Genomic DNA, 23617 nt, shown 5'->3' on the forward strand with positions numbered 1-23617 from the left:
GGGGGGTAGGGCGTCGTAGCTTCGCCGTCTGACCAACTCACTTGAAAAAGCCCGGAGTATGACGCCGCCCGCCACCGCCTCCGTCCTTTCAGCGCTCGTGCGCCGGCTGCGCCACCTCGAAATCCGCATTCACCAGGCCGTGGAGGCGCAGTTGCAGGGCAGTTTCCACTCCGTGTTTCGGGGCACGGGCCTGGAGGTGGACGAGGTGCGCCTATACCAGTACGGCGACGAGGTGCGGGCCATCGACTGGGCCGTGAGCAGCAAGGGCCACGGCACGTTCGTCAAAACCTATAAGGAAGAGCGCGAGCAGCAGGTGCTGCTGCTGCTCGACGTGAGCGCCTCGCTGGCGCAGGTCGGCGACGCCGGCCAGCGCAAGCTCGACCTGGGCCGCGACCTGGCCGGGCTGCTGGCCCTCTCGGCCGCCCGCCAGGACGCGCCGCTGGGCATGCTGGCTTTTTCGAGCCAAAAGGAGCTGTATATGCCGCCAGCCAAGGGCCCGCGGGCGGCCTACGCCCTGATTCAGCGGCTGTTCGCGCTGGCGCCGACCTCTGCCCAGACCGACCTGCGCGCCGGCATCCGGCAGGCGCTGGGCCTGCTCAAGCACCGCAGTTTGGTGCTTTTGATTTCGGATTTTATTGACCTCAACTACGAGCGCGAGCTGACCATGCTGGCCCGGCAGCACGACTTGATTGTGGTGCAGCTGCAAGCCCCGCGCGAGGCGGCGTTTCCGGCCCTGGGCATCGTGCCGCTGCGCGACGCCGAAACCGGCCGCACGCAGTGGGTCAATACCTCGTCGGCGATGTTTCGGGCCCGCCACGCCGCCGAGGCTCGCCACCAGCAGGAGGAGCTGCGCCAGCTTTGCCGCCGGCAACGGGCCGGCTTCCTGGCCCTGCGCACCGACGATGACTTCGTGCCGCAGCTTGTGAGCCTATTTCGCCAGCGCAACCGCCGCGGGCGGGGGTAGGAAATTTGGTTTTGTGGATTATTGATGAAGAAAAGAACAGGTAAACAGACCGTCATGCTGAGCGCAGCGCAGCGGAGCCGAAGCATCTTGCCAGGGAGAGTAATCAGCTTCCACACCGATTGGATTACCTTCCCTGGCAAGATGCTTCGGCTCCGCTGCGCTGCGCTCAGCATGACCGCCTTTCTTCTGACCGCCACTCTGCTTCCCCAACCCACTTCCGCCCAAACGCCCGCCATCCCTACCCCCCTGCCGGCGCCGCAAGGCCGCTTTCTGCAAGCTACCACCCAGGTGGGCCAGCCCCTGGACTACGAGCTGCGCTACGAGCACGCCCCCGACCTGGAGGTGGTGTTTCCCGATTCGCTGGCCGGCTTCGCCCCGTTTGAGTTCGTGGGCAAAACCTGGTTTGCCACCCGCACCCGCAGCGGGCGCAGCCTGGACCGGGCCATTTACCACCTGCGCACCTTCGCCCTGGACTCGGTGCAGACGCTCACGCTGCCGGTGCTCGTGCTGCGCGGCGCCGATACGCTGCGCGTGGCGCCGGCCCCGGCGCGGGTGCGCCTGCGGCGCGTGACTCCGGCCGCCGGGCCCAGCTTCGGGCCCACGGCCGGCCCGCCGGCACTGCGTCAGAGCCTGGCGCTGGAGCCCATCGCGCCGGCCTTCGACTACCCGTTGTGGCTGGCGCTGGCGGCGAGCGCGGTGGCGGCGGGCGCGGGCGGGCTGGCCTTGTTTCGGCGGCCCATCCGGCGGCGCTACCAGGCGTATAAGCGGCGCAAGAACCACCAGTATTTCCTGGCGCAGTTCGCCCGGCACGTCGAGCGCTTCAGCTTGTCGCAGTCGGCCACCAACGTCGAGCGGGCCGTCTCGCTCTGGAAGAACTATCTCTCCGGCCTCGACGCCAGCGCCCTGACCTCGTTCACGAGCCGCGAAATCGTGACCTACTTCCGGGAGGACGCCGACGTGAAAGAGGCCCTCGAAACCACCGACCGCGTGGTGTACGGCAACCTCGAAATCGAAGATGAGGCCGCCCTGGCCCGCGCCTTCGGGCAGCTACGCAGCTTTGCCGAGCGGCGCTACGCTGCCCTGGCGGCCGGCTAAGCGGTTACCTTCGCCGCCGCCGTGCTTTCTCCCGACGCCCTTTTCGACGCCCTTTTCGACGCCCTGCGCTACGCCACGCTCAGCTCCTACGCCTGGCAGGCGCCGCGGCTGCTCTTGCTCTTGCCGCTGCTGCCGCTGCTGTTTGGGCTGCGCGCGCTGCTGGCCAGCCGGGGCCGGCGGGCGCGGGTGGTGGTGGCACGCCGCCCCGGCCCGGCCCGGCCCGACTATCTGGCCGCGCTGCGCTTTCTGCCCGAGGTGGTGCTGGGCCTGAGCCTCGCGTTTGGCATCATCGCGCTGGCCCGCCCGCAGCGCACCGACGAGCGCCTGACCCAAACCGGCCGCGGCATCGACCTGGTGCTGGCCCTGGACGTGTCGGGCTCGATGGCCCTGCGCGACCTCCAGCCCAACCGCCTCGAAGCTGCCAAGCGCCTGGCCACCAACTTCGTGGCCCGCCGCGCCGGCGACCGGCTGGCGCTGGTGGCCTTCGCCGGCGAAGCGTTTTCGCTCGCGCCCTTAACCACTGATTATGAGCTGCTGCGCGAAGACCTGGCCAGCCTGCGCCTGGGCCTGATTGAGAACGACGGCACGGCCATCGGCACGGCTCTGGGCGTGGCCACCAACCGGCTGCGCGAGTCCCCAACCAAGTCCAGGGTCATCATTCTGCTCTCCGATGGCGAAAGCAACGCCGGCGCCCTCGACCCGCTGCTGGCCGCCCAGCTGGCCCACGCCTACGGCATTCGGATTTATACCATCGGCCTGGGCCAGGACGGCTTCGTGCCCTTCGATACTGACTCCCTCACCGGCCAGCCGCGCTACGTGCAGTCGCGCCTCGATGAAACCACCATGCGCCAACTGGCCGGGGCCGCCGACGGCCAGTTCTTCCGCGCCACCGACAACGCTGGCCTGCGGCAGGTGTTCGGCCAAATCGACCAGCTCGAAAAATCCGACATCCGCCAGCTGCGCTTTCGCAACACCCGCGACTACTACCGGGTTTACCTGGGGCTGAGCCTGGGCCTGTGGCTGCTCTGGCTGGCCTTGAAAAGCACCTTCGTGAGCAACATATTAGAAGACTAATGCTGCTCGAAGTTCCCTACCCCCCTTCTTTTCACCAACCCCTTCGCGTGACCATTGCCGACAACATCTACCGCCTCCAGGCCGAGCTGGCCGGCACCGGCGCCCGCCTGGTGGTGGTCACCAAAACCCACCCCGTCGAGCACCTGCAAGAGGCCTACGACGCCGGGACGCGGCTTTTCGGCGAGAATCGGGTGCAGGAGATGACCGCCAAGCAGCCGGCCCTACCCCCCGACGTGGCGTGGCACCTTATCGGCCAGCTGCAAACCAACAAGGTGAAGCATCTGGCCCCGTTCGTCGACACCATCCAGAGCATCGACAGCCTGAAGCTGCTGCTCGAAATCGAGCGGCAGGCCGCCAAATGTGGGCGCGTCATCAATGGCCTGCTGCAATTTCACATCGCCCAGGAGGAAAGCAAAACTGGCCTCAGCCTGCCCGAAGCCGAGGCCATTTTAGTGTCCGATGAGTTCGCGCAGCTGCGCCACGTGCGCTTGCGCGGCGTGATGGGGGTAGGAACTTTCACTGAAGACCAGGCCCAACTCCGCGCCGAGTTTCAAACCCTGCGCGGCTACTTCCAGCACCTGAAAACCACGTTTTTCGCCGCCGATGACGGCTTCCGCGAAATCTCGATGGGCATGAGCGGCGACTACGCCCTGGCCCTGCAAGAGGGCAGCACCCTCGTGCGGGTGGGCAGCGCCATCTTTGGCGCCCGCGGCTGAGGCAGAGGCAGAAGCTAAAAAGAACGTCATGCAGAGCACAGCGAAGCATCTCACCCGTTACTAATCTAAACGAGTGAACGATTAGGTTACTTCTCCTGGCAAGATGCTTCGCGGGGCTCAGCATGACGTTCTTTTTAACATTTAACTTTTAATTCTCCTTACTTCCCTACCCCCCTCCTCCATGTCAGCCCGACTCTTACTTCAACTCGCCGCCATTCTCGGCGGCCTTGGCGTGGCCATCGGCGCGTTTGGCGCCCACGCCCTGCGCCCCATGCTGGAAGCCACCAAGCGCTTCGACACCTTCGAGACGGCCGTGCGCTATCAGTTCTATCACGCGCTGGCCTTGCTGGGCATCGGCATTTTGTGGGCCCTGCGGCCCGAATTGCGCAGTTTGGGCACCACGGGCGGGCTTTGGCTGGGCGGCGTGCTCTTGTTCAGCGGCTCACTGTATCTGCTTTGCTTCACGGGCATCACCAAGCTCGGGGCGGTGGCGCCGGTGGGCGGGCTGCTGCTCATCGGCGGCTGGCTGAGCTTGCTGCTGGCCGTGCGGCAGCTGTAGAAATTAGGTTGGTAGCTACTGGTTGTCAGCCTGCGAAGACATAAAAAAAGGGCGGCCCGCATCAGCGGGCCGCCCTTTTTGCTCTTTATAAAGTCAGCTTAAGCTTTCTTTTTCTTGGCTTTGATTTTCTGGCCGTCGAGCTTGTTTTTCTGCTTGCCTTCCTCCGACATTGTGGTTACGTCGGTTTTGGGCGCGGTGGCTTCCACGGCGGAGGCGGAGGCGCCGGGCTCCTTCACCTCGCCCACCAGGGCCACGGTGGCCGTGCCGCCCACCGAGTTCGACTCAATCGTGAGCACCTTGTTCTGCATTCCGAGCTTGCCGGCCGAGTTGAAGTGGGCCGTGACGGTGCCGGTTTTGCCGGGCAGCACGGGCTCCTTGGTCCAGCTCGGGGTGGTGCAGCCGCAGCTCACGCCGATGTTGGAGATGATGAGCGGGGCCGTGCCCACGTTCTTGAACTTGAACGTGTGGTCGACAGTACCGCCCTGCGCCACGGCCGTGAAGTCGTACTTCACTTCATCAAACTGAATCTGGGGACCGGCTACTTTGGCCGCGCCGGCGGCCGGCGCTACGGCCTGGGCCTGGGCGGCGCCCACACCAGTGAAAGCAAGGCTAAGGGCGAGCAAAAGGACTTTTTTCATCGGGAGGGGGGTAGGGAAATGGAAAAAATGAAGGAAACAAAATCAATCAGCAGTGGGGGCTGACGCCGCGCCGCTTCGCAAATGCCTGGCCAAGTTACTACCAATCAGGAGTAGGGCCATCGAAGCCGCCCTAACGGCGACTTGGGCCGTAAAATTCCGCTACTCGTCGGAGTCTTCCGGCTTTTCGCCCAATAATTTCGGCTGAAAGTTGAGCAGAAACAGCCGCTCCGAGGCCCGCGTGATGGCCGTGTAGAGCCAGCGCGCAAACTCGCCCGAAAGCGGCTCGTCGGGCTTGAGAAAGCCGTGGTCCACGAACACGGCCTGCCACTGTCCGCCCTGGGCCTTGTGGCAGGTCAGGGCGTAGGCAAACTTGATTTGCAGCGCGTTCAAAAACGGGTCCTTGCGCATCTCCTTATACCGCTCGCCCTTGGTTTTGAGGTGCGTATAATCCTCGCTTACTGCTTGATACAGCGCATTGTTGCGGTCGGCGGGCAGGGCCGGGCTCTCAGTGTGCAGCGTATCGAGCAGGAGCTTTACCTCCAGCTCCGGCTCGTCGGAGTAGTCCACGAGCCGCACCCGCGCGTCGGCGAAACGGCAGCCGAACTCTTCCTGGCGCCGCACGATTTTGAGCACCTGCAAAAAGTCGCCGTTGGCCAGAAACCCGATTTCCGAGTCCTTAGGCAGCCAGAAATAGTTGTTGCGCACCACCATGATGTAGTCGCCGGCCTCAATCTCTTCCTCGGCCTCAAACAGCACCCGCCGAATTAGCTGATTATACTGGTTGGCGTTGCGGTTCGAGCGGCAGATGATGGTCGTGTTCTCGTGCCCGTAGTTCCGATACGCCCAGCGCAGGCCGTCTTCCAGCTTGTCGCCGCCCATCTTATAGATGTCGCCGAAGCCCTTGGTGTGCAGCTTGATTTCCGGCTGCTCCTCACGCAATTCTTCGCGCAACTCGGTGGCATTGACCAGAATACCTGAGGCTTCAGCCTGGCGCATCACCTGGCGCAGCTCGACGGTGCCGACCTCGGCGCGGAAGCGGCCGGCCAGCAGCTCCGGATCGAGGGCCGGGCTCAGCAGCTGGCCCACCGGCGGCAGCTGCGCCGTGTCGCCGATGAGCAGCAGGCGGTTGGTGGGCTTCTCGAACACGTAGCCCATTAAGTCATCTAGCAAGCCGTTTTCGCCGAACGCTTTTTCATCGGAAATCATCGAGGCCTCATCCACGATGTAGAGCATCTGGTCGGTGCGGTTGGGCTGGCGCAAAAACGAGAGCCGCTCCGAGGGCGAGCCGGAGGTCTGGCGGTAGATTTTCTTGTGAATCGTGCTGGCCGGCACCCCGGCGTAGGCGCTCATCACCTTGGCCGCGCGGCCGGTGGGCGCCATGAGCGTGTACTTGCGGCCCAGCCGGTGCAGCCACTGCACCAGCGCGCTCACGACGGTGGTTTTACCAGTGCCAGCGTAGCCGCGCAACACGAACGCCTTGCGCCCCGGCAGCTGGTCGGCCAGAAAAACGTCGAGCTGCTGAAATAAATCAGCCTGGTCGTCGGTGGGCTCGAAGGGGAAATAGTCGCGGACGGAGGGGGTTCTAATTTTTAGCATTAATCAATAATATTAATTCCTATTACTTTGTACGAAGTGTCAAATTTTATTCGGTAGCTACTAGAACTACCAGGTTTGTGAGCGTAGTGATAAATACGGTCTTGCTGAATCGTACTCACGGTTTCAGGTCGCCCCATTATTTTATTAACCTGCAACGTATCCATACCAATTTTCACTTCCCTAATACTTATCGCACTCATGTTTGCTAATCTGACTTCATCGCTAAAATGAGTGTCGTAATTGGCGTATAAAACCAATAGCAGCAGAATTACGATAATTGCACCGGCTAGGCCCGAGACTATGTTGCGGAACATCTTATTACATGCATTTAGCTTGGCTCCAGCACCACCATCGTGGCCGTAGCCTTGGCAATCAGCACGTCGTCGCACCACACCTCGGCCTCGCAGAAGTGCAGCCGGCGGCCCGCTTTCAAGACCCAGCCGATGGCCTTGATTCGATTCCCTACCCCCGGATTCAGGTACGACACCTTTAAATCGGAAGTCACCAGGCCATAAGTATCGGGAATGAGCGTGACGGCGGCGAAGCCGGCCACCAAATCGGCCATCGTCGCCACCAGTCCGCCGTGGGCAAAGCCGCGCTGCTGCTGGTGCTGCTGGGCCAAGGCTAGTTCGGCCTCGACGCGGCCGGGCGCGATGCTGGTCAGGTCGGCGCCGATGAGGTGCATGAAGTGCTGGCCCAGCAGCTTGCGGCGGATGCGGGCTTCGAGGTCGGCGGCGGGTTCGGGGTTGGGTGGGGGGGTAGGAAGCGGCGCGTCGGGCATCTGGCAAAGGTAGGTCCGGGGCCTTTCCCTACCCCCCTCGCGGAGGCGAAGGCCACACCAGGAGCAGCCAGCCCCGCCGCTAGGGCCTGCCAGGACCCAACCAGGCAAAAAAGTACAACAGTTAGCTGCGCCTATCCGTTGAGGCGGCAACTTACCTTATACACACGCTCATGCACCCTTCACCTGACCTGATGCATTCCTTATTGGCTCCTTACGCCGGCCAGGTGCGCGTGCGTGTGGGCGGGCTGCTCTTGCGCGAGGGCGCCTTACTGCTGGCCGCCCACCGCGGGCTGCTGCCGGCCGGGGCCCCGTTCTGGTCGCCGCCGGGCGGGGGCTGGGCGTTTGGCGAAAGCCTGAAGGCGGGCCTGGTACGCGAGTTTCGGGAAGAAACCGGGCTGGCCGTGCGGGTGGGCCGGTTTCTGCACCTGCACGAGTTTCGCACCAACGACTTGCAGGCGCTGGAGCTGTTTTTCGAGGTGGTGGCCGAAGACGGCGCTGCCGCCCCGCGCCTGGGCCACGACCCCGAGCACGCCGCCGACCAGCAGCTGCTCACCGAGCTGCGCTGGCTCACGCCGCGCCAGCTGCTGGCGCTGCCGCCGGCCCAGGTGCATCCGGTGCTGCGGCTGGTGCTGAGCGTCGATGACGTGTTTGTGCCGCAGGTGCATTTCGCGGGCTGACCGCGCGGCTTGGTCGGTTGGGAAAGCAACTGCATCGGGGCGCCCGGCGGTTCTTTTTGGCGGAGGCCGGCGCGAGCCCTGCCGGCGCGAGCAATTTGGTAACTTGCGCTTGGCCAGGAGGTAATGTTATTGTCTAATTTTTGCACCGAATTAGACAATAATCCTACCCTATGAAACCCTTGCTTTCCCTCTTCACCGCTGCTCTCCTACTCGGCGCCTGCGCCTGCCAGGACGACGACGACACCGCTAACACCGTGAAATACAAGACGCTGGACGGGCGGGCGCCGCTGGTGGTGGCGCATCGGGGCGCCTCTGGCTTGCTGCCGGAGCACACGCTCGAAGCGTACCAACGGGCCATCGACCTGGGGGCTGACTTCATTGAGCAGGATTTGGTGCTTACCAAGGACCAAGTGCTCATCTGCCGGCATGAGCCGATGCTGTCGGGCACAACCAACGTGGCCGACTTGCCGCAGTTTGCGAGCCGTAAAACCACCAAAATGGTGGACGGCGTGCCGTACACCGACTGGTTTGCCAGCGACTTTACGCTGACGGAAATCAAGACCATCCGGGCGAAGCAGGCGCTGGCCGACCGGCCCCAGCAGTACAATGGTCTCTACGCCATCCCCTCATTCGAGGAGGTAATCGAGCTGGCCAAGGCGCAGGCCACAGTCAAAGGCCGGACTATTGGCATCTACCCGGAAACCAAGCACCCTACGTTCCACGAAAGCCAGGGCCTGCCCCTGACCAGCAAGCTGCTCGATGCCCTTACGGCGGCTGGCTGGAATAACGAGGCGGCCCCAGTCTACGTGCAGTCATTTGAGGTGGCCAACCTGCGCGCCATTCGGAACCAGTATAAGTCCACGGTGAAGCTGATTCAGCTCTACGATGCCTACGACGTGGATGCCAACGGCCAGTTGGAGATGACGGCGCCCAACGGCCAGCCGTACGATTTTGTGGTGGCGGGCGACAAGCGCACCTACAACGATTTGGCGACGGACGCCGGGCTGGATTTTGTGAAGACCTACGCCAACGGCATTGGCCCCTGGAAACCCTTTATTCAGCCCTACAAGGCCACGGACAAAACCAAACTGCCCGCCACCACCCTCATTGAGCGGGCGCACCAGCGCGGGCTGGCCGTCCACGCCTACACCTTCCGCGACGAGGCCCGCTACCTGCTGCCTGCTTACCAGGGCGACCCCACCGCCGAGTACAAAGAGTTTTATGCGCTGGGACTCGACGGCGTGTTTACGGATTATACCGCCACGGCTATCGCGGCCCGGCCCTAAGCAGCCCTAAGCAGACGGAGCACCAGCCAGTAGACCAGCAGGGATAGACAATCTTCGGGGAGGGCGGCGGGCCACTCTTCCCGAAGATTGTCTGTTGCGGGTGGGCCCCGCCGCCTGGCGAGGGCACTGGCGGCACGTTGCCTTCGGGGTGTACCTTTAGGGCCGCTTTGCCCTTGCCCGTGACTGCCCCCACCCCTGCTCTTGCTGCTGCTGCCACGCCGCTGGTGCACCTGCGCGACGAAACGTTCGACCCCGCCCGGCCCGGCGCCTACCACCTTTACGTGCTGGGGGGCCCCGCTGGCCTGCGCCTGGCCGCCGCCGACGTGGCCCGCCAGAAGATTGTGCTGCTCGAAGACCACGCCGCGATTCCCTACCCCCCCCTGCCCGCGCAGCTCGCCGCCCACGAGCTGCTGGGCCAGCCAGGCTGGGCGCAGGTGCGGCTGGCCCTCAGCGGGCGGGCCTTTACGCTGCTGCCGGCGCCGCTGTTCCGGCCCGGCGACGAGGCCACGGCCCTGCGCCTGCACCACCCGCTCGCGGCCCACGAAACAACCGGCCACGTAGCCCATCCGGGCCTGGAGCTGGTCAGCATCTTCGCCGCCGACGTAGCTTTGGCGCAGTGGCTGCGCACCACCCACGGCCCCCAGAGCCGCCTGCTGCACCACACCAGCGCCCTGCTCGCGGGCCTGCTGCACCAGCGCGGGCCAGCCGCGCCGCGCCGCCTCTACCTGCACCTGGGCCGGGGCGAGCTGACGCTGGTGGTGCTGGAGCAGCAGCGCCTGGAATTCTGCAACGTGTTTGCCTTCGGCAGCGCCGAGGACGTGCTCTACTACACCATCCTGGTGATGCAGGAGCTGGGCCTGAACCCCGACCAGGACGAACTGACCATCTGGGGCGACCTCACGTCCGACTCGGCCCTGTTCGAGCTGTTGCGCACCTACATCCGCCGTCTGCGCTTCGGCAACCGCCCCTACGATTTGCAATACAGCTACCGCCTCAACGAAGTGCTCGAATACCAGCACTTCGACCTCTTCAGCCTCCACTTTATCTGAGTTAGGAGTTGAAAATTATGAGCTATGAGTTGGCCGTTACCACATGTGAGTGTGACGATCAGATAACTCATAACTTTTAACTCATAACTTTTAACTCAACTCCATGTCCCGCGTCGCGCTTTTCCCCGGCTCGTTCGACCCGTTCACCAATGGCCACCTCGACGTGGTGCGGCGCGGCGCGCAGCTCTTCGACCAGGTGATTATTGCCATCGGCAACAACAGCAGCAAGCAGCGCTACCTGCCCGTCGAGCGGATGATAGCGCTAATTGAGGGCGTTTTTGAGGATGAGCCGCGCGTGTCGGTGAGCAGCTTCAAAGGGCTGACGGCCGAATACGCCCGCGAAGTCGGAGCCAATTTTCTCTTGCGCGGGCTGCGCAACACCACCGATTTCGAGTACGAGAACACCATTGCCCAGGCCAACCGCCACCTCAACCCGGCCCTGGAAACGGTGTTTCTGATCACCTCGCCCGCGCTGGCCGCCATCAGCAGCACCATCATCCGCGAGCTGCACCGCTACGGCGGCAACGTGCGCGAGTTCGTGCCCTTCGCGCTGCCAGCTTATGAGGTGTGAGTTATAAGTTAAAGTCCCTCTCCTCTTTGTCCGGCTTGAAGCGCGGTGAGGGGGTAGGGATTTTGACTCTTAACCCTTAACTCTTAACTTATTTCGGTATCACGCGCAGGCCCAGCAGGTGGTCGGCGCGGCGCGAGTCAAAGACGGGCAGCAGTAGGTAGCTGGTGTCATCGGGCCGCAGTGTGGCTTGCCGCATGAGCGTGGCCTCATCGGCGCCGAGCAGCAGCACGTCGTACACGCGCCGGGTACCGGGCTGGAAGCTAACCACCATCGACAGGCCTGGCAGTTCAAACAGCACCACCGAGTCAGCTGGCATATTCTTGTCAGCCAATGCTTTACCAGGGTCCACAAAACTGGCCCCCACGGGCCGGGACCGGCCAAAGTGGGCGCGAAATGCGGCCGGAGCCAGGGGCAGGGCCGGGGGCAGGTTGATGAGGGGGCGGGCGGCGGCCGGGCGGCGCAGGTTGGTCGGCCGGCGCAGCGCGCTGGCGGCGTCAGGCCGGGGCTCGTGGCCCTGGCTGGAGCACGCACCCAAGGCGCCGCCCAAGGCCAGCAGCAACCCCAGTAAGTGAAATGAGCGAGCAGGTAACGGTAGCGCCATGCGCTATCCGACAACAATTATTCGGCCAGAGCAATACTGCTGCACCGAATTATTTAACTATCCCGAATTATTTGGCCGCTTTGGCGGGCTTGCCCGCAATCTTGGCCAGGTAGTAGCGCACGACCAGCGCGATGGAGGCGTACGATTCCTCTTCCAGCTTGGCCAGCGCCTCCTGCGGGTCCATCCAGCGCACCTCCTCAATGTATTCCTCGGCCTGGGGCCGCATAAGCGTGTCGTCGAGGCAGCGCATGACGTACCAGTTGGTTTTCTTCAGCATTTTGTTGCCATTGTAGGCGTAGGAGTGCCAGGTGCTGGGCAGCTTGGGGCCCATTTCCAGCTTGACGTTGGTTTCCTCCTCCACTTCGCGCAGGCCGCCCTGCACCGGGTCTTCGTCTTTTTTGAGCTTGCCCTTGGGCAAATCCCACTTGCCGAGGCGGTAAATCATGAGTACCTGCCCGTCTTTCTCGACGAGGCCGCCGGCAGCCTTGGCAATCTTGAACTGGTCTTTGAGGTGCATAATGAGCACCTTTTTCTTGCGCACGAGCATGGTCAGCGAGGTGAGCTTTTTCAGCTTTTTCACTTCCATCAGCCGCAGCAGGCGGTCGAGAAAGACGGGCGTAGCGTCGCTCACCAGCACGTCACCCACCAGGTCCTTGGACGTAAATTCGTCGTCGGGATTGAGCACCAAATCGTACTTGTGCTTGTACACTTTCTCGCCGAGCTTCTTGATAATCAGCGGAATATCGTTGATGAAAACGTTCATCGGGAGTGGGTGGCGTGAGGATGAAAAGCCGGTCTTTGCGAACGAGGCCGGCCCAAGCTGAACGGGTTGTCTCGGGCAAGGTCCCGAAACGCAGCCGGCGGGCGAAAGATACGGGGCCCGCTGCTTTTCGCCGCCTACCCCCTTGCCGCCGGCCAGGCCCCACGGCGGCGCCCGCCATCTTTGCCCCATGAAACGCATCGCTCTGCTCTCCGACACCCACGGCTACCTCGACGAGCGCATCGTGCACCACCTGGGCGGCGCCGATGAAATCTGGCACGCCGGCGACTTCGGCGGCGTAGACGTGGCCGACACGCTCGCCGGCCTGGCGCCGGTGTTCCGCGGCGTCTATGGCAACATCGACGGCCGCGACGTGCGCCTGAGCCAGCCGCTGACGCAGGAGTTTGAGGTCGAGGGCCTGCGGGTGCTCATGACCCACATCGGCGGCTACCCCGGCCACTACGCCCCGGCCGCGCGCCCGCTGCTGCACGCTGCGCGGCCGGGGCTGTTCATTTCGGGCCACTCCCACATTCTGCGCGTCATGCCCGACCCTAAGCTGGGCCTGCTGCACCTCAATCCCGGCGCGGCCGGCCGCCACGGCTTTCACAAGGTGCGCACGCTGCTGCGCTTTGGGGTGCAGGCCGGCAAGGTGACGGAGCTGCAAGTCGTGGAGCTGGGCGCGCGGTAAAGGCTAATCTTATCCAATAACTGGAACTGCCTTCATGCACAAACAGCCTTGGAAGGTAATAACCACTAGGCATCAATCTTGTGGTTATATCTCTGTTTTAGTATTGTGTAGGTTTAAAATTTCTACACTTTCACTAAACTCGCGAGCCAGGAACGCTCTGACAGCAGTTGGCATCTCGTGATATCAAAATAGAGCTATGGCTACGGCAAATAGGGCAAAAAGGAAAAGACACAGAACATAAGGCATCTCGTGGCGGACGATATTAAAGCGTTTGGGGTTGTCTGCTAAGTAGCGAACACTTACTTGCTCGCCCACGCAGAAAGGCGTGTTGGCTGCATTTACGCCGGCCTTACCCTCGGCCTCTATACGTACGCCCTCTTTAGTCAGAAAAGCAACCACTGGCGAATGGATATCGCCATCGTCGGCGCAGTGGCGCTTTTGGGCGATAATGGTGGCTGTCGTTACAACGCCCCGCCAGCGCACGTAAAGCGTACGGGCAGCGGCCCAAACAAGGACCGTGACGAAAATGCTGGATGCGAAGTAATCCATCATCTAAAGGTACTATGTTACTCCTATTTTTCGGTAAACGCTTAGTAGCTGCCTAGCACCTGGTAGAAGTGCCCCCCTGCGACGCCGGTCAAGTCTACGGAACCCGTCTACGAATCAAAGTTTACGAAACGCGCTACGTAGACGAGTTTCCTGAACTCGCAACTGCCAGTAATGACTACCCTGAAAACCAGCAGCCCCGCTACCTGAATGCACAGGCGGCGGGGCTGCTGGTTTAGAATGGTACGGATGGCGCCGCCTCGCAGGGAACAATACGGTTACAGCGCGATTTCGGGCTTGGGCTTGTCGCCTTCCTGGCCGTCCTCGTTCACAGGCTTGGTTACGGCTTCGGCATCGTCGAAGGCAGCAGCGTTGTCGGCGGTTTCGTCTTTGTCCGACGAAGCAGCCGCCGGAGCGGCAGCTTCTTGCGGCGCGTCCTGCTTTTCCTCATCGCCGCCCCCGAACAGGTTCTTGGCGCGGTCGAGCAGGCTGCCGGCCACTTCGCTGGCTTTCCCGGCCAGCTCAGAGTGCGTGATGGCCTCCACGGCGTCCGACACGGTATCTTTTGCCTTTTCCACCACGTCGGAGTGGGTGATGGCGTCCACGGCGCCGGTCAGGGCTTCGCGGGCCTTATCGACCACGCTGCCTTCAGTTACGGTTTCGACGGCGCCGGAAACGGCGTCCTTGGTCTTTTCCACCACATCGGAGGTAGAAGCAGTTACTGACTCCACGGCGCCGCTCACGGCTTCGCGGGCCTGGTCCACCACGCCCTCCACGGCGCTAACCGAAGCTGCCGCCGCGCTGCTTACCGTAGCTTTGGCGTCCTGGACGGCTTCTTTAGCAACTTCTTTCACTTTCTCAACCGTCTCCGTGGCGGCCTCTTTCACGGCGGCCACCGCGCGCGCCGGGGCGGCCGGGAAGCCAGCCTTCAGCTCTTCGATGTCCACGTTCTTGAGAACGGGCGTGCGCAGCAGGTTCTTGATGATTTGCTGCTTGTTGTTGGCGCGGGCAATGTTCTTGCGGTGCTTGCGCTTGAGGCGGGTAACGGACATGAGCCGGAAAGTTAAAGTCGGAAAGAGTCAAATCTATAAGTCAGAACCAGCGGCGGCTGGCTCGGAAACGGACCGCAAAAGTAAGCCTTTAATTTGAAAACGAAAACATCCCTGCCGGATTATCTCCTATGAATCAACCTGCTGACCTGCCCGTGATTGACCTGCGCTCCGACACCGTGACGCGCCCTACCCCCCCCATGCTCGACGCCATGCGGCAAGCGCCCGTCGGCGACGACGTGTACGAGGAAGACCCTACGGTGCGGGCCCTGGAAGCCGAGTCGGCCGCGCGCTTCGGCCTCGACGCCGGCCTGTTCTGCCCTTCCGGCACCATGACCAATCAGATTGCCATCAAGGCCCACACCGAGCCGCTGAGCGAGGTAATCTGCGAGCAGACCTCCCACATCTACCTCTGGGAGGTGGGCGGCATCGCGTTTCACTCGGCCGCATCGGTGGCCCTGCTGCCGGGCGAGCGGGGCCGCGTGACGGCCGCGCAGGTGGAGGCCGCCATCCGCCCCACCGACAACGTGCACTACCCCACCACGCGGCTCGTGAGCCTGGAAAACACCCACAACCGCGGCGGCGGCGCCTGCTACGCCTGGGACGACCTGGTGGCTATCAGCGAAGTGGCCTGCCGCCACGGCCTGGTCCGCCACCTCGACGGCGCCCGCGTTTTCAATGCCCTGGTGGCCACCGGGCAGCGCAGCCAGGACTACGGGCAGGTGTTCGACTCGATTTCGGTGTGTTTGAGCAAGGGCCTGGGCGCGCCGGTGGGCTCGGTGCTGCTGGGCTCGGCTGCTTTCATTAAAAAGTGCCGCCGCATTCGCAAGGTGATGGGCGGCGGAATGCGGCAGGCCGGCTTTCTGGCCGCCGCCGGCCTCTACGCGCTGGAACACAACGTGGCGCGCCTGGCCGACGACCACCGCCGCGCCGCCCGCCTCGCGGCCGTGTTGGCCGGGCAGCCCAACGTGGCCGAAGTGCTGCCGGCCGAAACTAACCTGGTCATGTTCCGCCTCACCAACGAAACTTCCGTACCCGAATACCTGGCGCGGCTGGCCGAGCACGGCATCCGCGCCGGCGGCTTCGGCGGGCAGTGGGTGCGCTTCGTCACGCATTTAGATGTTGATGATGCGATGCTGGCGCGGGTGGAAGAGGCCGTGAGCCAGCTGGAAGTGACACGGTAAGCGGCAAGCCGCTGGCGCCCGGTGGCGTGGCTCCGCTGGCGCGCGTCCGCGACCCGCTGCCCACTGGTTATTTATTGAGTACTCAATCGCATGGATTTGTACAATGCCTTCGCGCTGCTGCTGGTTGCGGCGGCGGCGTTTGCTTACCTCAATCAGCGCTTTCTGCGGATGCCGCAGGCTATCGGGCTGATGATGCTGGGGCTGGTAGCGTCGCTGGGGCTGCTGGGGCTGGCCCGCTTCGGGGTGAAGGCGGTGGTGGACCTGGCCGTGCTGGTCAACAAGCTAGATTTCAGCACCTTCGTTATCCAGATTATCCTGGGCTTTTTGCTCTTTGCCGGCGCGCTGCACGTCGATACCCGCCGGCTGGGACGGCTGCGCTGGCCGGTGGGGGTGCTGGCGCTGGTGGGCGCGCCGCTGAGCACAGCCCTGGTGGGCGGCGCCATGTACGGGCTGCTGCCGCTGTTCGGGCTCCCTACCCCCCTCATTTACTGCCTGGTGTTCGGGGCCCTGATTTCGCCCACCGACCCGGTGGCGGTGCTTAGCATTCTGACCAAGGCCAACGTCTCCAAAGACCTCGAAACCAAGATTGTGGGCGAGTCGCTCTTCAACGATGGCGTCGGCGTGGTCCTGTTCGTCGTGACGCTGGAAGTGGCCCTGCTGGGTTCGCAGCAGGTCACGCTGACCCACGCGCTGGGCGTGTTTGCGCGCGAAACCCTTGGTGGGCTGGCCTTGGGCACGGGCCTGGGGCTGGGCGCGGCCTGGCTTCTGCGCACGATTGATAACTACCAAGTCGAAGTGCTCATCACGCTGGCCGTGGTGGCGGGCGGCACGGCCCTGGCTTCGCGCCTGCACACGTCGGGGCTGCTGGCGATGGTGATGGCCGGCCTGCTGGTGGGCCACTTCAGCCGCAGCCGCGGGGTGATGGCGGAGGTGTCGCAGGACTACGTGGATAAGTTCTGGGAGCTGGTGGACGAAGTGCTCAACGCCCTGCTCTTCGTGCTGATGGGGCTGGAAGTGCTGGTGCTGAACATTCCGGGGCGCACGGTGCTGGCGGGCCTGGCAGCTATTCTGGTGGTGCTGGTGGCGCGGGCCGTGTCGGTGGCCGTGCCGCTGGGGCTGCTGCGGGTGCGCCGCACCTTTCAGCCCTCCGAGCACAGCCTGACCATCCTGACCTGGGGCGGGCTGCGCGGCGGCATCTCCGTGGCCCTGGCCCTGAGCCTGCCGGCCGAGTTGCCGCGCGAGTTGCTGGTGGGCATTACTTACGTGGTGGTCGTGTTCAGCATTATCGGGTAGGGCCTCACTATCGGCCCGCTGGTGCGCCGGCTGGGCATCGCCCGTCCCGCGACAACTGAGGCGGCCGGCGAGGCCATTTCGCCGTAAAGTGCGGACAAATGTCATCAGACATTACGTGTCGGGAGGCATCTCATTATAAATTAAGAATTCCTGGCTGGCCGGCAAAAGCCGCTCCCGCTAATTCATAATTTATAACTCGTAATTCATAATTCAGATTACATGGACTTATTTATCATCGGCGACGTGCACGGCTGCTGCGACACGCTCACCGAGCTGCTTACGCACTGGAAGCCCGCTTCCGAGCGTCTGATTCAAGTCGGTGACCTCGTGGACCGCGGCCGGTACATTCCCGAAACCGTGGAGCTGGCACGCCGCCTTCACGAAAAACACCCCGACCAGACCACGTTTCTCAAGGGCAACCACGAGCTGGGAATGCTGCGCCATTTGGGGCCCGACGGCTCCTACAAGAGCTGGCTGGATTGGGGCGGGCGCACCACGATGCTGCAATACGACACCCGGCGCGAGCTGCGCCAGACCCACCTGGCCTGGCTGGCCGAACGGCCCTTGTTTTGGAAAAACGAGCACGTGCTGGTCTCGCACGCCGGCATCGCCAAGGTGCCGGAGCCGCTAAACGAAGACAACCCCGACGGCATCTTGTGGCGGCGCGGGCCGCTGCTGAACCTGGGCGTGCTGCAAGTGGTGGGCCACACGCCCACGGAGGATGGCCGCCCCCGCTTCGACGACGAGAGCCGGACGCTCTACATCGACACCGGCGCCTACCAGGGCAAGGCCCTGAGTGCCGTGCGCCTCAACGACCACGGCATGGTGCTCGAAACCATCTCCATCCCGACGCATCCGACTGACTTGATTAGCCCGAAATAAAATCCCTACCCCCTGCTGCCGGCATGAACCCCACCTACGACCACGCCGCCGCCCGCGCTCATCTGCTGGCCGCTGACCCCGTGCTGGCCGCCGTCGTCCAGGCTGGCCGGCCCATTCCGCCTACCCCCCACGAAGACCTGTACCTGGCCCTGCTGCGCGCCATCGTGAGCCAGCAGATTTCGACCAAGGCGGCGGCGGCCATCTGGCAGCGGGTCACCAGCTTGTTTTTGCCCGAGGGCTACCCCGAGCCGCGCGCGCTGCTGGCCCTGAGAGAGGATGAGCTGCGCGCCGTGGGCCTCTCGCGCCAAAAGGCCGGCTACCTGAAGGCCATTGCCGACTACAACGAGCGTGGCCAGCTCGACTACGAGCACCTGACCAGCCTCAGCGAAGAAGCCTTCACCCAGCATCTGACCGCCATCCGGGGGGTAGGGCGCTGGACGGCCCAGATGCTGCAAATGTTCGCCCTCGACCAGCCCGACGTGTTTTCGGAAGGCGACCTGGGCGTGCAGAACGCCATGCGCCGGCTCTATAATTTAGAAGAAACCGGCCGGGCTTTGCAGAAGAAAATGCTGCTCATTGCCGAAACCTGGCGTCCCTACCGCACGCTGGCCTGCAAGTATTTGTGGCAGTATCTGGGGTAGCGATGAGAAAGTGAGAAAGTGGGGTAGTAAAGGACGTCATGCTGAGCCCAAGCGAAGCATCTCCACCGCTGACTAACTCAATCGTTGATTGTCATTAATTACTACCCCGAGCGAGACGCTTCGCTTGGGCTCAGCATGACGTCCTTTACTACCCCACCATCTCACCATCTCACTTTCTCCCCGTCAGCTCAAACTTTTCGACGCACACAAACATGTCGCCCTGCTGCTCCAGGATTGCCAGGTTGTTGATGTTGAGGCGCAAGTTATACGTCTCCTGATTCAGGTGGCGCAGCACGGGGCCGAGCACGTCGGGCGTGGTGTCGTGCAGGGCCAAGGAGAGGTGAGGCAGCCAGCGGGCGGGCGCGTTGTAGCGGTCGGTGCCCCGGCACACGGGCCCGGTGCTATCCAGCACCCGCTGATGGAGCTGGTTGAGGTCGTTGGAGCGCAGCACGGGCACATAGATAACGGGGTTGTCGCCCGGAAACACGCCCAACCCAGTCGTGTAGGCCGGAAACGGCGGCGTGGTGGTCGCCACCTGCCGCAGGGCCGCTTTCAGGTCCCCAACCTTGCGCGGCGCCACGTTGGCCAGCAGATACGTCAGGTGCGGGGCGGGCGTGGCTTGCACGTCGTCGAGCCCAAACTTGGTTTCCAAATCTTTAATGATGCCCCGGATGCGGCGGGCCGTGCGGGGGTTGAGCAGCGAGGTGATAGCCAGCATAGTCGGCTAAACTACGGAAGGCGCTGCTGAGTTGGCCCCGCGGCCGAACATGGCCTCGTTAAATGCCTGACTCTGCCCGCGCGCCACGCTCAGGTTCTGCCACTCGGCGCCGCGCAAGTGCCGGGCCAGCTGCACCAGCTGGCCCACATGATGGGCATAGTGCGCCACCTGCCGCTGCACCGCCGCCAGCACCGTATGCGCCTCCCCGCGGATGGGCACGGTGCGCAGCAAGTCGGCCGGTTGCAGCGCATCGAGCAAGTCGAACAGCAGTTGCCAAGCAGCCCGCCACTCCTGCCGCAAGGCCACCACGGCCGCGTCCGAGGCCGGCGCCGCAAACTCCTGGTCGCGGTTGCGGCTGGGCTTCTCGCCGTCCGAAGTCAAAAAATCGGTGAAGCGCGAACGCAGGTTGCCCACCATGTGCTGCACGATGACGGCCGCGCTGTTGGCGCCGGGCGCGGGCACGTGGCGCCACTCGGCGTCGCTGAGCTGGGCCAGGGCGCCATCGGCGAGCGTTTTGTAGCGCCGAAACTCGAAGCGGAAGGCGGCGAGCACAGCCGCGCCGAGGGCGTTGGCGTCAAGGGCAGGGGGTAGGGAAGTCATAGAAAATCTCAATCAAGTATCAGCGAGCCCCCAAATAAACGCCCGCGCTGCCCGCCGCCCCAAACGCTGCTTAATCGGCTGACCCCTACCCCCCTCTACTTCGGTAACGGCGAGCGGCGCGTCCGCGCCGCCCGGCCGCCCGGGACCTGTCCGGCGGCGTCTGTCGTACCTTACCCAAACAACTGGCAAAACAACCGTTAAACTGAAGCGCCCGGAAATCTGGCTTCTGGCTTTTTACCTCTCGCCTACCCCTCCTCGCTCCGCCCATGCCCATCCTGTTCTTCTTCCTGGCCCACTGGTACTTGTCGCTCTTCACGCAGACGTTTTTTCAGCACCGCTACGCCGCCCACCGCATGTTCACCATGTCAGCGTTCTGGGAAAAAGCCTTTTTCATCCTGACCTACCTCACCCAGGGCAGCAGCTTCATGTCGCCCCGCGCCTATGCGCTTTTGCACCGGATGCACCACGCCTACTCCGACACCGACCAGGACCCGCACTCGCCGCATTATTCCGACAACGCTTTCCTAATGATGTGGAAAACGCGCACCATCTACCAGGATGTGCTTTACAACCGCTCCACCGCGGCCCAGAAATTCGGCGGCAACCTGCCGGGCTGGGAGGCGCTCGAAACCTTTGGCAATCAGTGGTATTCGCGTCTGGGCTGGGGCTTATTTTACATTTTATTCTACGTCAATTTCGCCACTGCCTGGTGGCAATACCTGCTCTTACCCATCCACTTCGCAATGGGCGCCGCCCACGGCGCCATCGTCAATTGGGGCGGCCACAAATACGGCTACCAGAACTTTGACAACAAAGACCAGTCGCGCAACACCCTGCCATTTGACTTCCTGACGGGCGGTGAGTTATTCCAAAATAACCACCATATGCTGCCCGCCCGCGCCAATTTCGGCGTCAGGAAATGGGAGCTGGACCCCACGTATCCGGTGATTTGGACCTTGAATAAATTAGGCGTCATCAAGTTAAAACTGAGCAAGGCCGCCGTAGTGGCGTAGAGAGCCCAGGCAAAAGCCGGTGATGCAGAGCGCAGCGAAGTATCTCGCGTGGGGAGCCAAGGGGAGCTAACTCAATCGTTGATGAAGCTGGTTACTGCCCCACGCGAGATGCTTCGCAAGCTCAGCATGACCGCCTTTTCGCGCAGCCCACGCACTGTAGTTCAACCCGGTGCGCCGGAATGTTGTCCTACCCCCCTTTGTTAGGAAAGGCTGCCCGCAAGGCAGCCTTTTTGCATGTCGCGCCCTCGGCCGCAGATTCACTACCCCCTGCCCCGCTCGCAACCGCCGTACCTTTGTGCCTCCAACCCGCTGCCCCGCCGTTTTTATATGATTTCCATCTCCGATTTAGATTTTCACTTCGGCTCCCGCGCCCTCTACGACAACGCGAGCCTGCACATCAAGCCCAAGGATAAGATTGGCCTTATCGGCCTCAACGGCACCGGCAAATCCACGCTGCTGCGCCTGCTCGTGGGTGAGTACCGGCCCGATGGCGGCTCCATTTCGATGGCCAAGGAAGTGAGCTTGGGCTTCCTGAACCAAGATTTGCTCTCCTACGACACCCACGAGAGCATCCTGCACGTGGCGATGGAGGCGTTTGAGGAAGCGCGGGAGCTGGAAAAGAAGATTGAGGAAGTGCTGGTGCAGTTCGAGACCGACTACAACGACGACCTGGCCAACAAGCTGGCCGACTTGCAGGAGCGGTTTGAGGCGCTCGGCGGCTACACCATGCAGGCCCGCGCCGAGGAGATATTGGAAGGCCTGGGCTTCACCACCGAGGAGCTAGAAAAGCCGCTCAAAACCTTCTCCGGCGGCTGGCGGATGCGCGTGATGCTGGCCAAAATCCTGCTTCAGCAGCCCTCACTGCTGCTGCTCGACGAGCCCACCAACCACTTGGATTTGCCCTCCATCAAGTGGATTGAGGAATATTTATCCGGCTACGAGGGCGCCGTGGTCATTGTCTCGCACGACCGCGAGTTCCTGGACCGCACCACCAACACGACCGTGGAAGTGACGGGCGGCAAGCTCGTGCCCTACGCAGGCAACTACTCCTACTACCTCGAAGAAAAAGAGGAGCGTAACCTGATTCAGAAGGGCGCTTTTGAGAATCAGCAGTCGCAAATCCGGCAGGCCGAGCGCTTCATTGAGCGCTTCAAGGCCAAAGCCAGCAAGGCCAAGCAGGCGCAGAGCCGCGTCAAGCTGCTCGACAAGCTGGAGCGCGTCGAAGACGTGGCCCAGGACGCGGCCAAGGTCAACATCAAGTTCTCCTTCAAAGTCGAGCCCGGCCGCCACATCCTGCGCATGGAGCACGTGACGAAAAAGTACGACCAGAAGCTCATCTTCCGCGACACGAACGTGCACATCGAGCGGGGCGACAAAATCGCGCTCATCGGCGCCAACGGCAAGGGCAAATCCACGCTCATGCGCCTCGTGGCCGGCACCGAGGCGCCCACCGCCGGCAAGCACCAGCTCGGCCACAACGTCATCATGTCGTTCTACGCCCAGCACCAGCTCGAAAGCCTGACGCTGGACAACGAGATTTTGCAGGAGATGAGCGAGGCCGGCTCGAAGCGCAACGACATGGAGCTGCGCTCGGTGCTGGGCTCGTTTCTGTTCACGGGCGAGGAGGTATTCAAAAAAATCAAGGTGCTGAGCGGCGGCGAGAAAAGCCGCGTGGCGCTGGCCAAAACCCTGATTTCGGAAGCCAACTTCCTGCTCCTGGACGAGCCGACCAACCACCTCGACATGGTGTCGGTCAACATCCTGATTCAGGCCCTGGAACAGTACCAGGGCACGTTCATCGTCATCAGCCACGACCGTTTCTTCGTAGAAAACGTGGCGACCAAAATCTGGTACATCGAGGATTTCCAGCTCAAGGAGTACCCCGGCACCTACGCCGAGTACGAGCAGTGGCAGGACGACCGCGACAAGGCCGCCAAGAAAAACGGCACCCCGCTCCCTACCCCCCCCAAAGCCGCCAAGCCTGCCGAAGCCGCCTCCCAACCCAGTGCCAACGGCCACAGCAGCGCCAAAAAGTCGCCCAAGGAATTGCAGGAAGTCGAAACCCGCATCACCACCCTCGAAAAGGAGCTGGCCCAGTACGAAGCCCAGCTAGCCGACGCCGGCACCTACTCCAACGCCGCCAAGCTGAAAGACGCCACGGTGAAATTTGACGCCGTGAAAAAGGAGCTGGACGCGCTGAACCGCCGCTGGGAGGAGCTGGTGTAGATTTATTTTGGTGCGTAGAATTGAAAAGGCGCTGCTGCAAATTCCGTTGGAATTTGCAGCAGCGCCTTTTTTGCGTCACCGCGACGCTAGCACGCGGCGTGTAGGTAGTTATGAAGTTCGCGGCTTTAGCTTCCTTTCAGCCAGGTAAGCTTTGAGTTGCTCAAAGCTAGTTCATTTAGCGTATTTATATATAATTTTTAATATATATGAGGGTTTTCACAGTGTTGAATTCTTTCGCCTTGTTACTCTTCGTTTTCATAGCCAACAATGTCTTTAGCTGAGCGCATATTCGCCGCCCCGCTATATTGCCAAACCCAAAGTTAGTGGCGGCCCCCTTTTACTTGTAATAATTTGCGGCGGTGGTCTAAACAAGGGTGAGGTTGTAATTATCAATTACGATTTTAATACGG

Annotated in this window: 26 protein-coding genes; 16 read left to right on the plus strand and 10 right to left on the minus strand. The window is 62.5% G+C overall.

Annotated features, from left to right (window positions below; genetic code table 11):
• Window positions 1–58: 58 nt before the first annotated feature.
• The 5 genes from ACFE70_RS18305 (at window position 59) to ACFE70_RS18325 (ending at window position 4408) form a co-directional block, all read left to right on the plus strand.
• Window positions 59–964 (plus strand): DUF58 domain-containing protein, encoded by a 906-nt coding sequence (locus ACFE70_RS18305; protein WP_375419231.1) that lies wholly within the window; start codon window positions 59–61, stop codon window positions 962–964.
• A gap of 171 nt (window positions 965–1135) precedes the next feature.
• A complete protein-coding gene (locus ACFE70_RS18310) occupies window positions 1136–2059 on the plus strand; it encodes a hypothetical protein (RefSeq protein WP_375419232.1) in 924 nt (307 codons plus the stop codon).
• A gap of 21 nt (window positions 2060–2080) precedes the next feature.
• Window positions 2081–3133, plus strand: coding sequence for a VWA domain-containing protein (locus tag ACFE70_RS18315; protein ID WP_375419233.1), 1053 nt, complete (start codon window positions 2081–2083; stop codon window positions 3131–3133).
• Window positions 3133–3849, plus strand: coding sequence for a YggS family pyridoxal phosphate-dependent enzyme (locus tag ACFE70_RS18320; RefSeq protein ID WP_375419234.1), 717 nt, complete (start codon window positions 3133–3135; stop codon window positions 3847–3849). Before ACFE70_RS18315 ends, ACFE70_RS18320 begins: the two co-directional genes overlap by 1 nt.
• Window positions 3850–4030: 181 nt before the next feature.
• Window positions 4031–4408, plus strand: coding sequence for a DUF423 domain-containing protein (locus ACFE70_RS18325; RefSeq protein ID WP_375419235.1), 378 nt, complete (start codon window positions 4031–4033; stop codon window positions 4406–4408).
• 98 nt (window positions 4409–4506) lie between these two features.
• On the opposite strand, the gene ACFE70_RS18330 is transcribed toward ACFE70_RS18325, so the two are convergent.
• The 4 genes from ACFE70_RS18330 to ACFE70_RS18345 all read right to left on the minus strand — a co-directional run bounded on the left by ACFE70_RS18330 (window position 4507) and on the right by ACFE70_RS18345 (window position 7423).
• Window positions 4507–5046 (minus strand): DUF1573 domain-containing protein, encoded by a 540-nt coding sequence (locus tag ACFE70_RS18330; protein WP_375419236.1) that lies wholly within the window; start codon window positions 5044–5046, stop codon window positions 4507–4509.
• A gap of 159 nt (window positions 5047–5205) precedes the next feature.
• Window positions 5206–6642, minus strand: coding sequence for an ATP-dependent RecD-like DNA helicase (locus ACFE70_RS18335; protein WP_375419237.1), 1437 nt, complete (start codon window positions 6640–6642; stop codon window positions 5206–5208).
• Window positions 6642–6956 carry an outer membrane protein assembly factor BamE gene (gene bamE / locus ACFE70_RS18340; protein ID WP_375419238.1) on the minus strand — a complete coding sequence of 105 codons (315 nt, stop codon included), beginning with the start codon at window positions 6954–6956 and terminating at the stop codon, window positions 6642–6644. Before bamE ends, ACFE70_RS18335 begins: the two co-directional genes overlap by 1 nt.
• 14 nt (window positions 6957–6970) lie before the next feature.
• A complete protein-coding gene (locus ACFE70_RS18345; protein WP_375419239.1) occupies window positions 6971–7423 on the minus strand; it encodes a PaaI family thioesterase in 453 nt (150 codons plus the stop codon).
• 170 nt (window positions 7424–7593) lie between these two features.
• On the opposite strand from ACFE70_RS18345, the gene ACFE70_RS18350 reads away from it, so the two are divergent.
• The 4 genes from ACFE70_RS18350 (at window position 7594) to coaD (ending at window position 11006) form a co-directional block, all read left to right on the plus strand.
• Complete coding sequence (locus ACFE70_RS18350) at window positions 7594–8100, plus strand: NUDIX domain-containing protein (RefSeq protein ID WP_375419240.1); 507 nt, start codon at window positions 7594–7596, stop codon at window positions 8098–8100.
• A gap of 170 nt (window positions 8101–8270) precedes the next feature.
• Window positions 8271–9386, plus strand: a complete 1116-nt coding sequence (locus ACFE70_RS18355; protein WP_375419241.1) for a glycerophosphodiester phosphodiesterase — start codon at window positions 8271–8273, stop codon at window positions 9384–9386.
• Window positions 9387–9565: 179 nt separating this feature from the next.
• The gene (locus ACFE70_RS18360; protein WP_375419242.1) at window positions 9566–10435 is read left to right on the plus strand and encodes a DUF3822 family protein; all 870 of its coding nucleotides are present in this window, start codon (window positions 9566–9568) and stop codon (window positions 10433–10435) included.
• Window positions 10436–10538: 103 nt separating this feature from the next.
• Window positions 10539–11006, plus strand: a complete 468-nt coding sequence (gene coaD / locus ACFE70_RS18365) for a pantetheine-phosphate adenylyltransferase (protein ID WP_375419243.1) — start codon at window positions 10539–10541, stop codon at window positions 11004–11006.
• An 88-nt stretch (window positions 11007–11094) separates the two neighbouring features.
• Here the strand turns inward: coaD and ACFE70_RS18370 are convergent, their stop codons facing one another.
• Window positions 11095–11565 (minus strand): hypothetical protein, encoded by a 471-nt coding sequence (locus ACFE70_RS18370; protein WP_375419244.1) that lies wholly within the window; start codon window positions 11563–11565, stop codon window positions 11095–11097.
• Window positions 11566–11674: 109 nt separating this feature from the next.
• A complete protein-coding gene (locus tag ACFE70_RS18375; RefSeq protein ID WP_375419245.1) occupies window positions 11675–12370 on the minus strand; it encodes an NUDIX hydrolase in 696 nt (231 codons plus the stop codon).
• 187 nt (window positions 12371–12557) lie between these two features.
• Here ACFE70_RS18375 and ACFE70_RS18380 point away from each other — a divergent pair, with 187 nt between their 5' ends.
• On the plus strand, window positions 12558–13055 hold the full coding sequence (locus tag ACFE70_RS18380; protein ID WP_375419246.1) for a metallophosphoesterase family protein: 498 nt from the start codon (window positions 12558–12560) through the stop codon (window positions 13053–13055).
• Between the two features lie 183 nt (window positions 13056–13238).
• On the opposite strand, the gene ACFE70_RS18385 is transcribed toward ACFE70_RS18380, so the two are convergent.
• Both ACFE70_RS18385 and ACFE70_RS18390 read right to left on the minus strand, forming a co-directional pair.
• On the minus strand, window positions 13239–13607 hold the full coding sequence (locus tag ACFE70_RS18385) for a DUF3592 domain-containing protein (RefSeq protein ID WP_375419247.1): 369 nt from the start codon (window positions 13605–13607) through the stop codon (window positions 13239–13241).
• 272 nt (window positions 13608–13879) lie between these two features.
• On the minus strand, window positions 13880–14653 hold the full coding sequence (locus tag ACFE70_RS18390; protein ID WP_375419248.1) for a hypothetical protein: 774 nt from the start codon (window positions 14651–14653) through the stop codon (window positions 13880–13882).
• Window positions 14654–14781: 128 nt separating this feature from the next.
• Here ACFE70_RS18390 and ACFE70_RS18395 point away from each other — a divergent pair, with 128 nt between their 5' ends.
• The 4 genes from ACFE70_RS18395 (at window position 14782) to ACFE70_RS18410 (ending at window position 18650) form a co-directional block, all read left to right on the plus strand.
• Window positions 14782–15834 (plus strand): threonine aldolase family protein, encoded by a 1053-nt coding sequence (locus ACFE70_RS18395; RefSeq protein ID WP_375419249.1) that lies wholly within the window; start codon window positions 14782–14784, stop codon window positions 15832–15834.
• A gap of 90 nt (window positions 15835–15924) precedes the next feature.
• Entirely contained in the window at window positions 15925–17127 is a 1203-nt protein-coding gene (locus tag ACFE70_RS18400) for a cation:proton antiporter (protein ID WP_375419250.1), read from the plus strand.
• A gap of 219 nt (window positions 17128–17346) precedes the next feature.
• On the plus strand, window positions 17347–18009 hold the full coding sequence (locus ACFE70_RS18405) for a metallophosphoesterase (RefSeq protein WP_375419251.1): 663 nt from the start codon (window positions 17347–17349) through the stop codon (window positions 18007–18009).
• Window positions 18010–18032: 23 nt separating this feature from the next.
• Complete coding sequence (locus ACFE70_RS18410) at window positions 18033–18650, plus strand: DNA-3-methyladenine glycosylase family protein (protein WP_375419252.1); 618 nt, start codon at window positions 18033–18035, stop codon at window positions 18648–18650.
• Window positions 18651–18819: 169 nt separating this feature from the next.
• On the opposite strand, the gene ACFE70_RS18415 is transcribed toward ACFE70_RS18410, so the two are convergent.
• The gene (locus ACFE70_RS18415) at window positions 18820–19368 is read right to left on the minus strand and encodes a 2'-5' RNA ligase family protein (RefSeq protein ID WP_375419253.1); all 549 of its coding nucleotides are present in this window, start codon (window positions 19366–19368) and stop codon (window positions 18820–18822) included.
• A gap of 6 nt (window positions 19369–19374) precedes the next feature.
• Complete coding sequence (locus tag ACFE70_RS18420; protein ID WP_375419254.1) at window positions 19375–19980, minus strand: DUF1572 family protein; 606 nt, start codon at window positions 19978–19980, stop codon at window positions 19375–19377.
• Window positions 19981–20234: 254 nt separating this feature from the next.
• On the opposite strand from ACFE70_RS18420, the gene ACFE70_RS18425 reads away from it, so the two are divergent.
• Both ACFE70_RS18425 and abc-f read left to right on the plus strand, forming a co-directional pair.
• Window positions 20235–20981 (plus strand): acyl-CoA desaturase, encoded by a 747-nt coding sequence (locus tag ACFE70_RS18425; protein WP_375419255.1) that lies wholly within the window; start codon window positions 20235–20237, stop codon window positions 20979–20981.
• A gap of 327 nt (window positions 20982–21308) precedes the next feature.
• Window positions 21309–23207, plus strand: a complete 1899-nt coding sequence (gene abc-f / locus ACFE70_RS18430) for a ribosomal protection-like ABC-F family protein (RefSeq protein ID WP_375419256.1) — start codon at window positions 21309–21311, stop codon at window positions 23205–23207.
• Window positions 23208–23617 lie beyond the last annotated feature (410 nt).

Origin of the sequence: uncultured Hymenobacter sp. (genome assembly GCF_964243305.1) — a bacterium.
In the GTDB taxonomy this organism is placed as follows: Bacteria; Bacteroidota; Bacteroidia; order Cytophagales; family Hymenobacteraceae; genus Hymenobacter.

What these genes read in the sequence shown, in the direction of transcription:
- ACFE70_RS18305 (WP_375419231.1), top strand. Translation starts at nt 59, where the DNA reads ATGACGCCGCCCGCCACCGCCTCCGTCCTTTCAGCGCTCGTGCGCCGG.
- ACFE70_RS18310 (WP_375419232.1), top strand. Translation starts at nt 1,136, where the DNA reads ATGACCGCCTTTCTTCTGACCGCCACTCTGCTTCCCCAACCCACTTCC.
- ACFE70_RS18320 (WP_375419234.1), top strand. Translation starts at nt 3,133, where the DNA reads ATGCTGCTCGAAGTTCCCTACCCCCCTTCTTTTCACCAACCCCTTCGC.
- ACFE70_RS18325 (WP_375419235.1), top strand. Translation starts at nt 4,031, where the DNA reads ATGTCAGCCCGACTCTTACTTCAACTCGCCGCCATTCTCGGCGGCCTT.
- ACFE70_RS18330 (WP_375419236.1), bottom strand. Translation starts at nt 5,046, where the DNA reads ATGAAAAAAGTCCTTTTGCTCGCCCTTAGCCTTGCTTTCACTGGTGTG.
- ACFE70_RS18335 (WP_375419237.1), bottom strand. Translation starts at nt 6,642, where the DNA reads ATGCTAAAAATTAGAACCCCCTCCGTCCGCGACTATTTCCCCTTCGAG.
- bamE (WP_375419238.1), bottom strand. Translation starts at nt 6,956, where the DNA reads ATGTTCCGCAACATAGTCTCGGGCCTAGCCGGTGCAATTATCGTAATT.
- ACFE70_RS18345 (WP_375419239.1), bottom strand. Translation starts at nt 7,423, where the DNA reads ATGCCCGACGCGCCGCTTCCTACCCCCCCACCCAACCCCGAACCCGCC.
- ACFE70_RS18350 (WP_375419240.1), top strand. Translation starts at nt 7,594, where the DNA reads ATGCACCCTTCACCTGACCTGATGCATTCCTTATTGGCTCCTTACGCC.
- ACFE70_RS18355 (WP_375419241.1), top strand. Translation starts at nt 8,271, where the DNA reads ATGAAACCCTTGCTTTCCCTCTTCACCGCTGCTCTCCTACTCGGCGCC.
- coaD (WP_375419243.1), top strand. Translation starts at nt 10,539, where the DNA reads ATGTCCCGCGTCGCGCTTTTCCCCGGCTCGTTCGACCCGTTCACCAAT.
- ACFE70_RS18375 (WP_375419245.1), bottom strand. Translation starts at nt 12,370, where the DNA reads ATGAACGTTTTCATCAACGATATTCCGCTGATTATCAAGAAGCTCGGC.
- ACFE70_RS18380 (WP_375419246.1), top strand. Translation starts at nt 12,558, where the DNA reads ATGAAACGCATCGCTCTGCTCTCCGACACCCACGGCTACCTCGACGAG.
- ACFE70_RS18385 (WP_375419247.1), bottom strand. Translation starts at nt 13,607, where the DNA reads ATGATGGATTACTTCGCATCCAGCATTTTCGTCACGGTCCTTGTTTGG.
- ACFE70_RS18390 (WP_375419248.1), bottom strand. Translation starts at nt 14,653, where the DNA reads ATGTCCGTTACCCGCCTCAAGCGCAAGCACCGCAAGAACATTGCCCGC.
- ACFE70_RS18395 (WP_375419249.1), top strand. Translation starts at nt 14,782, where the DNA reads ATGAATCAACCTGCTGACCTGCCCGTGATTGACCTGCGCTCCGACACC.
- ACFE70_RS18400 (WP_375419250.1), top strand. Translation starts at nt 15,925, where the DNA reads ATGGATTTGTACAATGCCTTCGCGCTGCTGCTGGTTGCGGCGGCGGCG.
- ACFE70_RS18405 (WP_375419251.1), top strand. Translation starts at nt 17,347, where the DNA reads ATGGACTTATTTATCATCGGCGACGTGCACGGCTGCTGCGACACGCTC.
- ACFE70_RS18410 (WP_375419252.1), top strand. Translation starts at nt 18,033, where the DNA reads ATGAACCCCACCTACGACCACGCCGCCGCCCGCGCTCATCTGCTGGCC.
- ACFE70_RS18415 (WP_375419253.1), bottom strand. Translation starts at nt 19,368, where the DNA reads ATGCTGGCTATCACCTCGCTGCTCAACCCCCGCACGGCCCGCCGCATC.
- ACFE70_RS18425 (WP_375419255.1), top strand. Translation starts at nt 20,235, where the DNA reads ATGCCCATCCTGTTCTTCTTCCTGGCCCACTGGTACTTGTCGCTCTTC.
- abc-f (WP_375419256.1), top strand. Translation starts at nt 21,309, where the DNA reads ATGATTTCCATCTCCGATTTAGATTTTCACTTCGGCTCCCGCGCCCTC.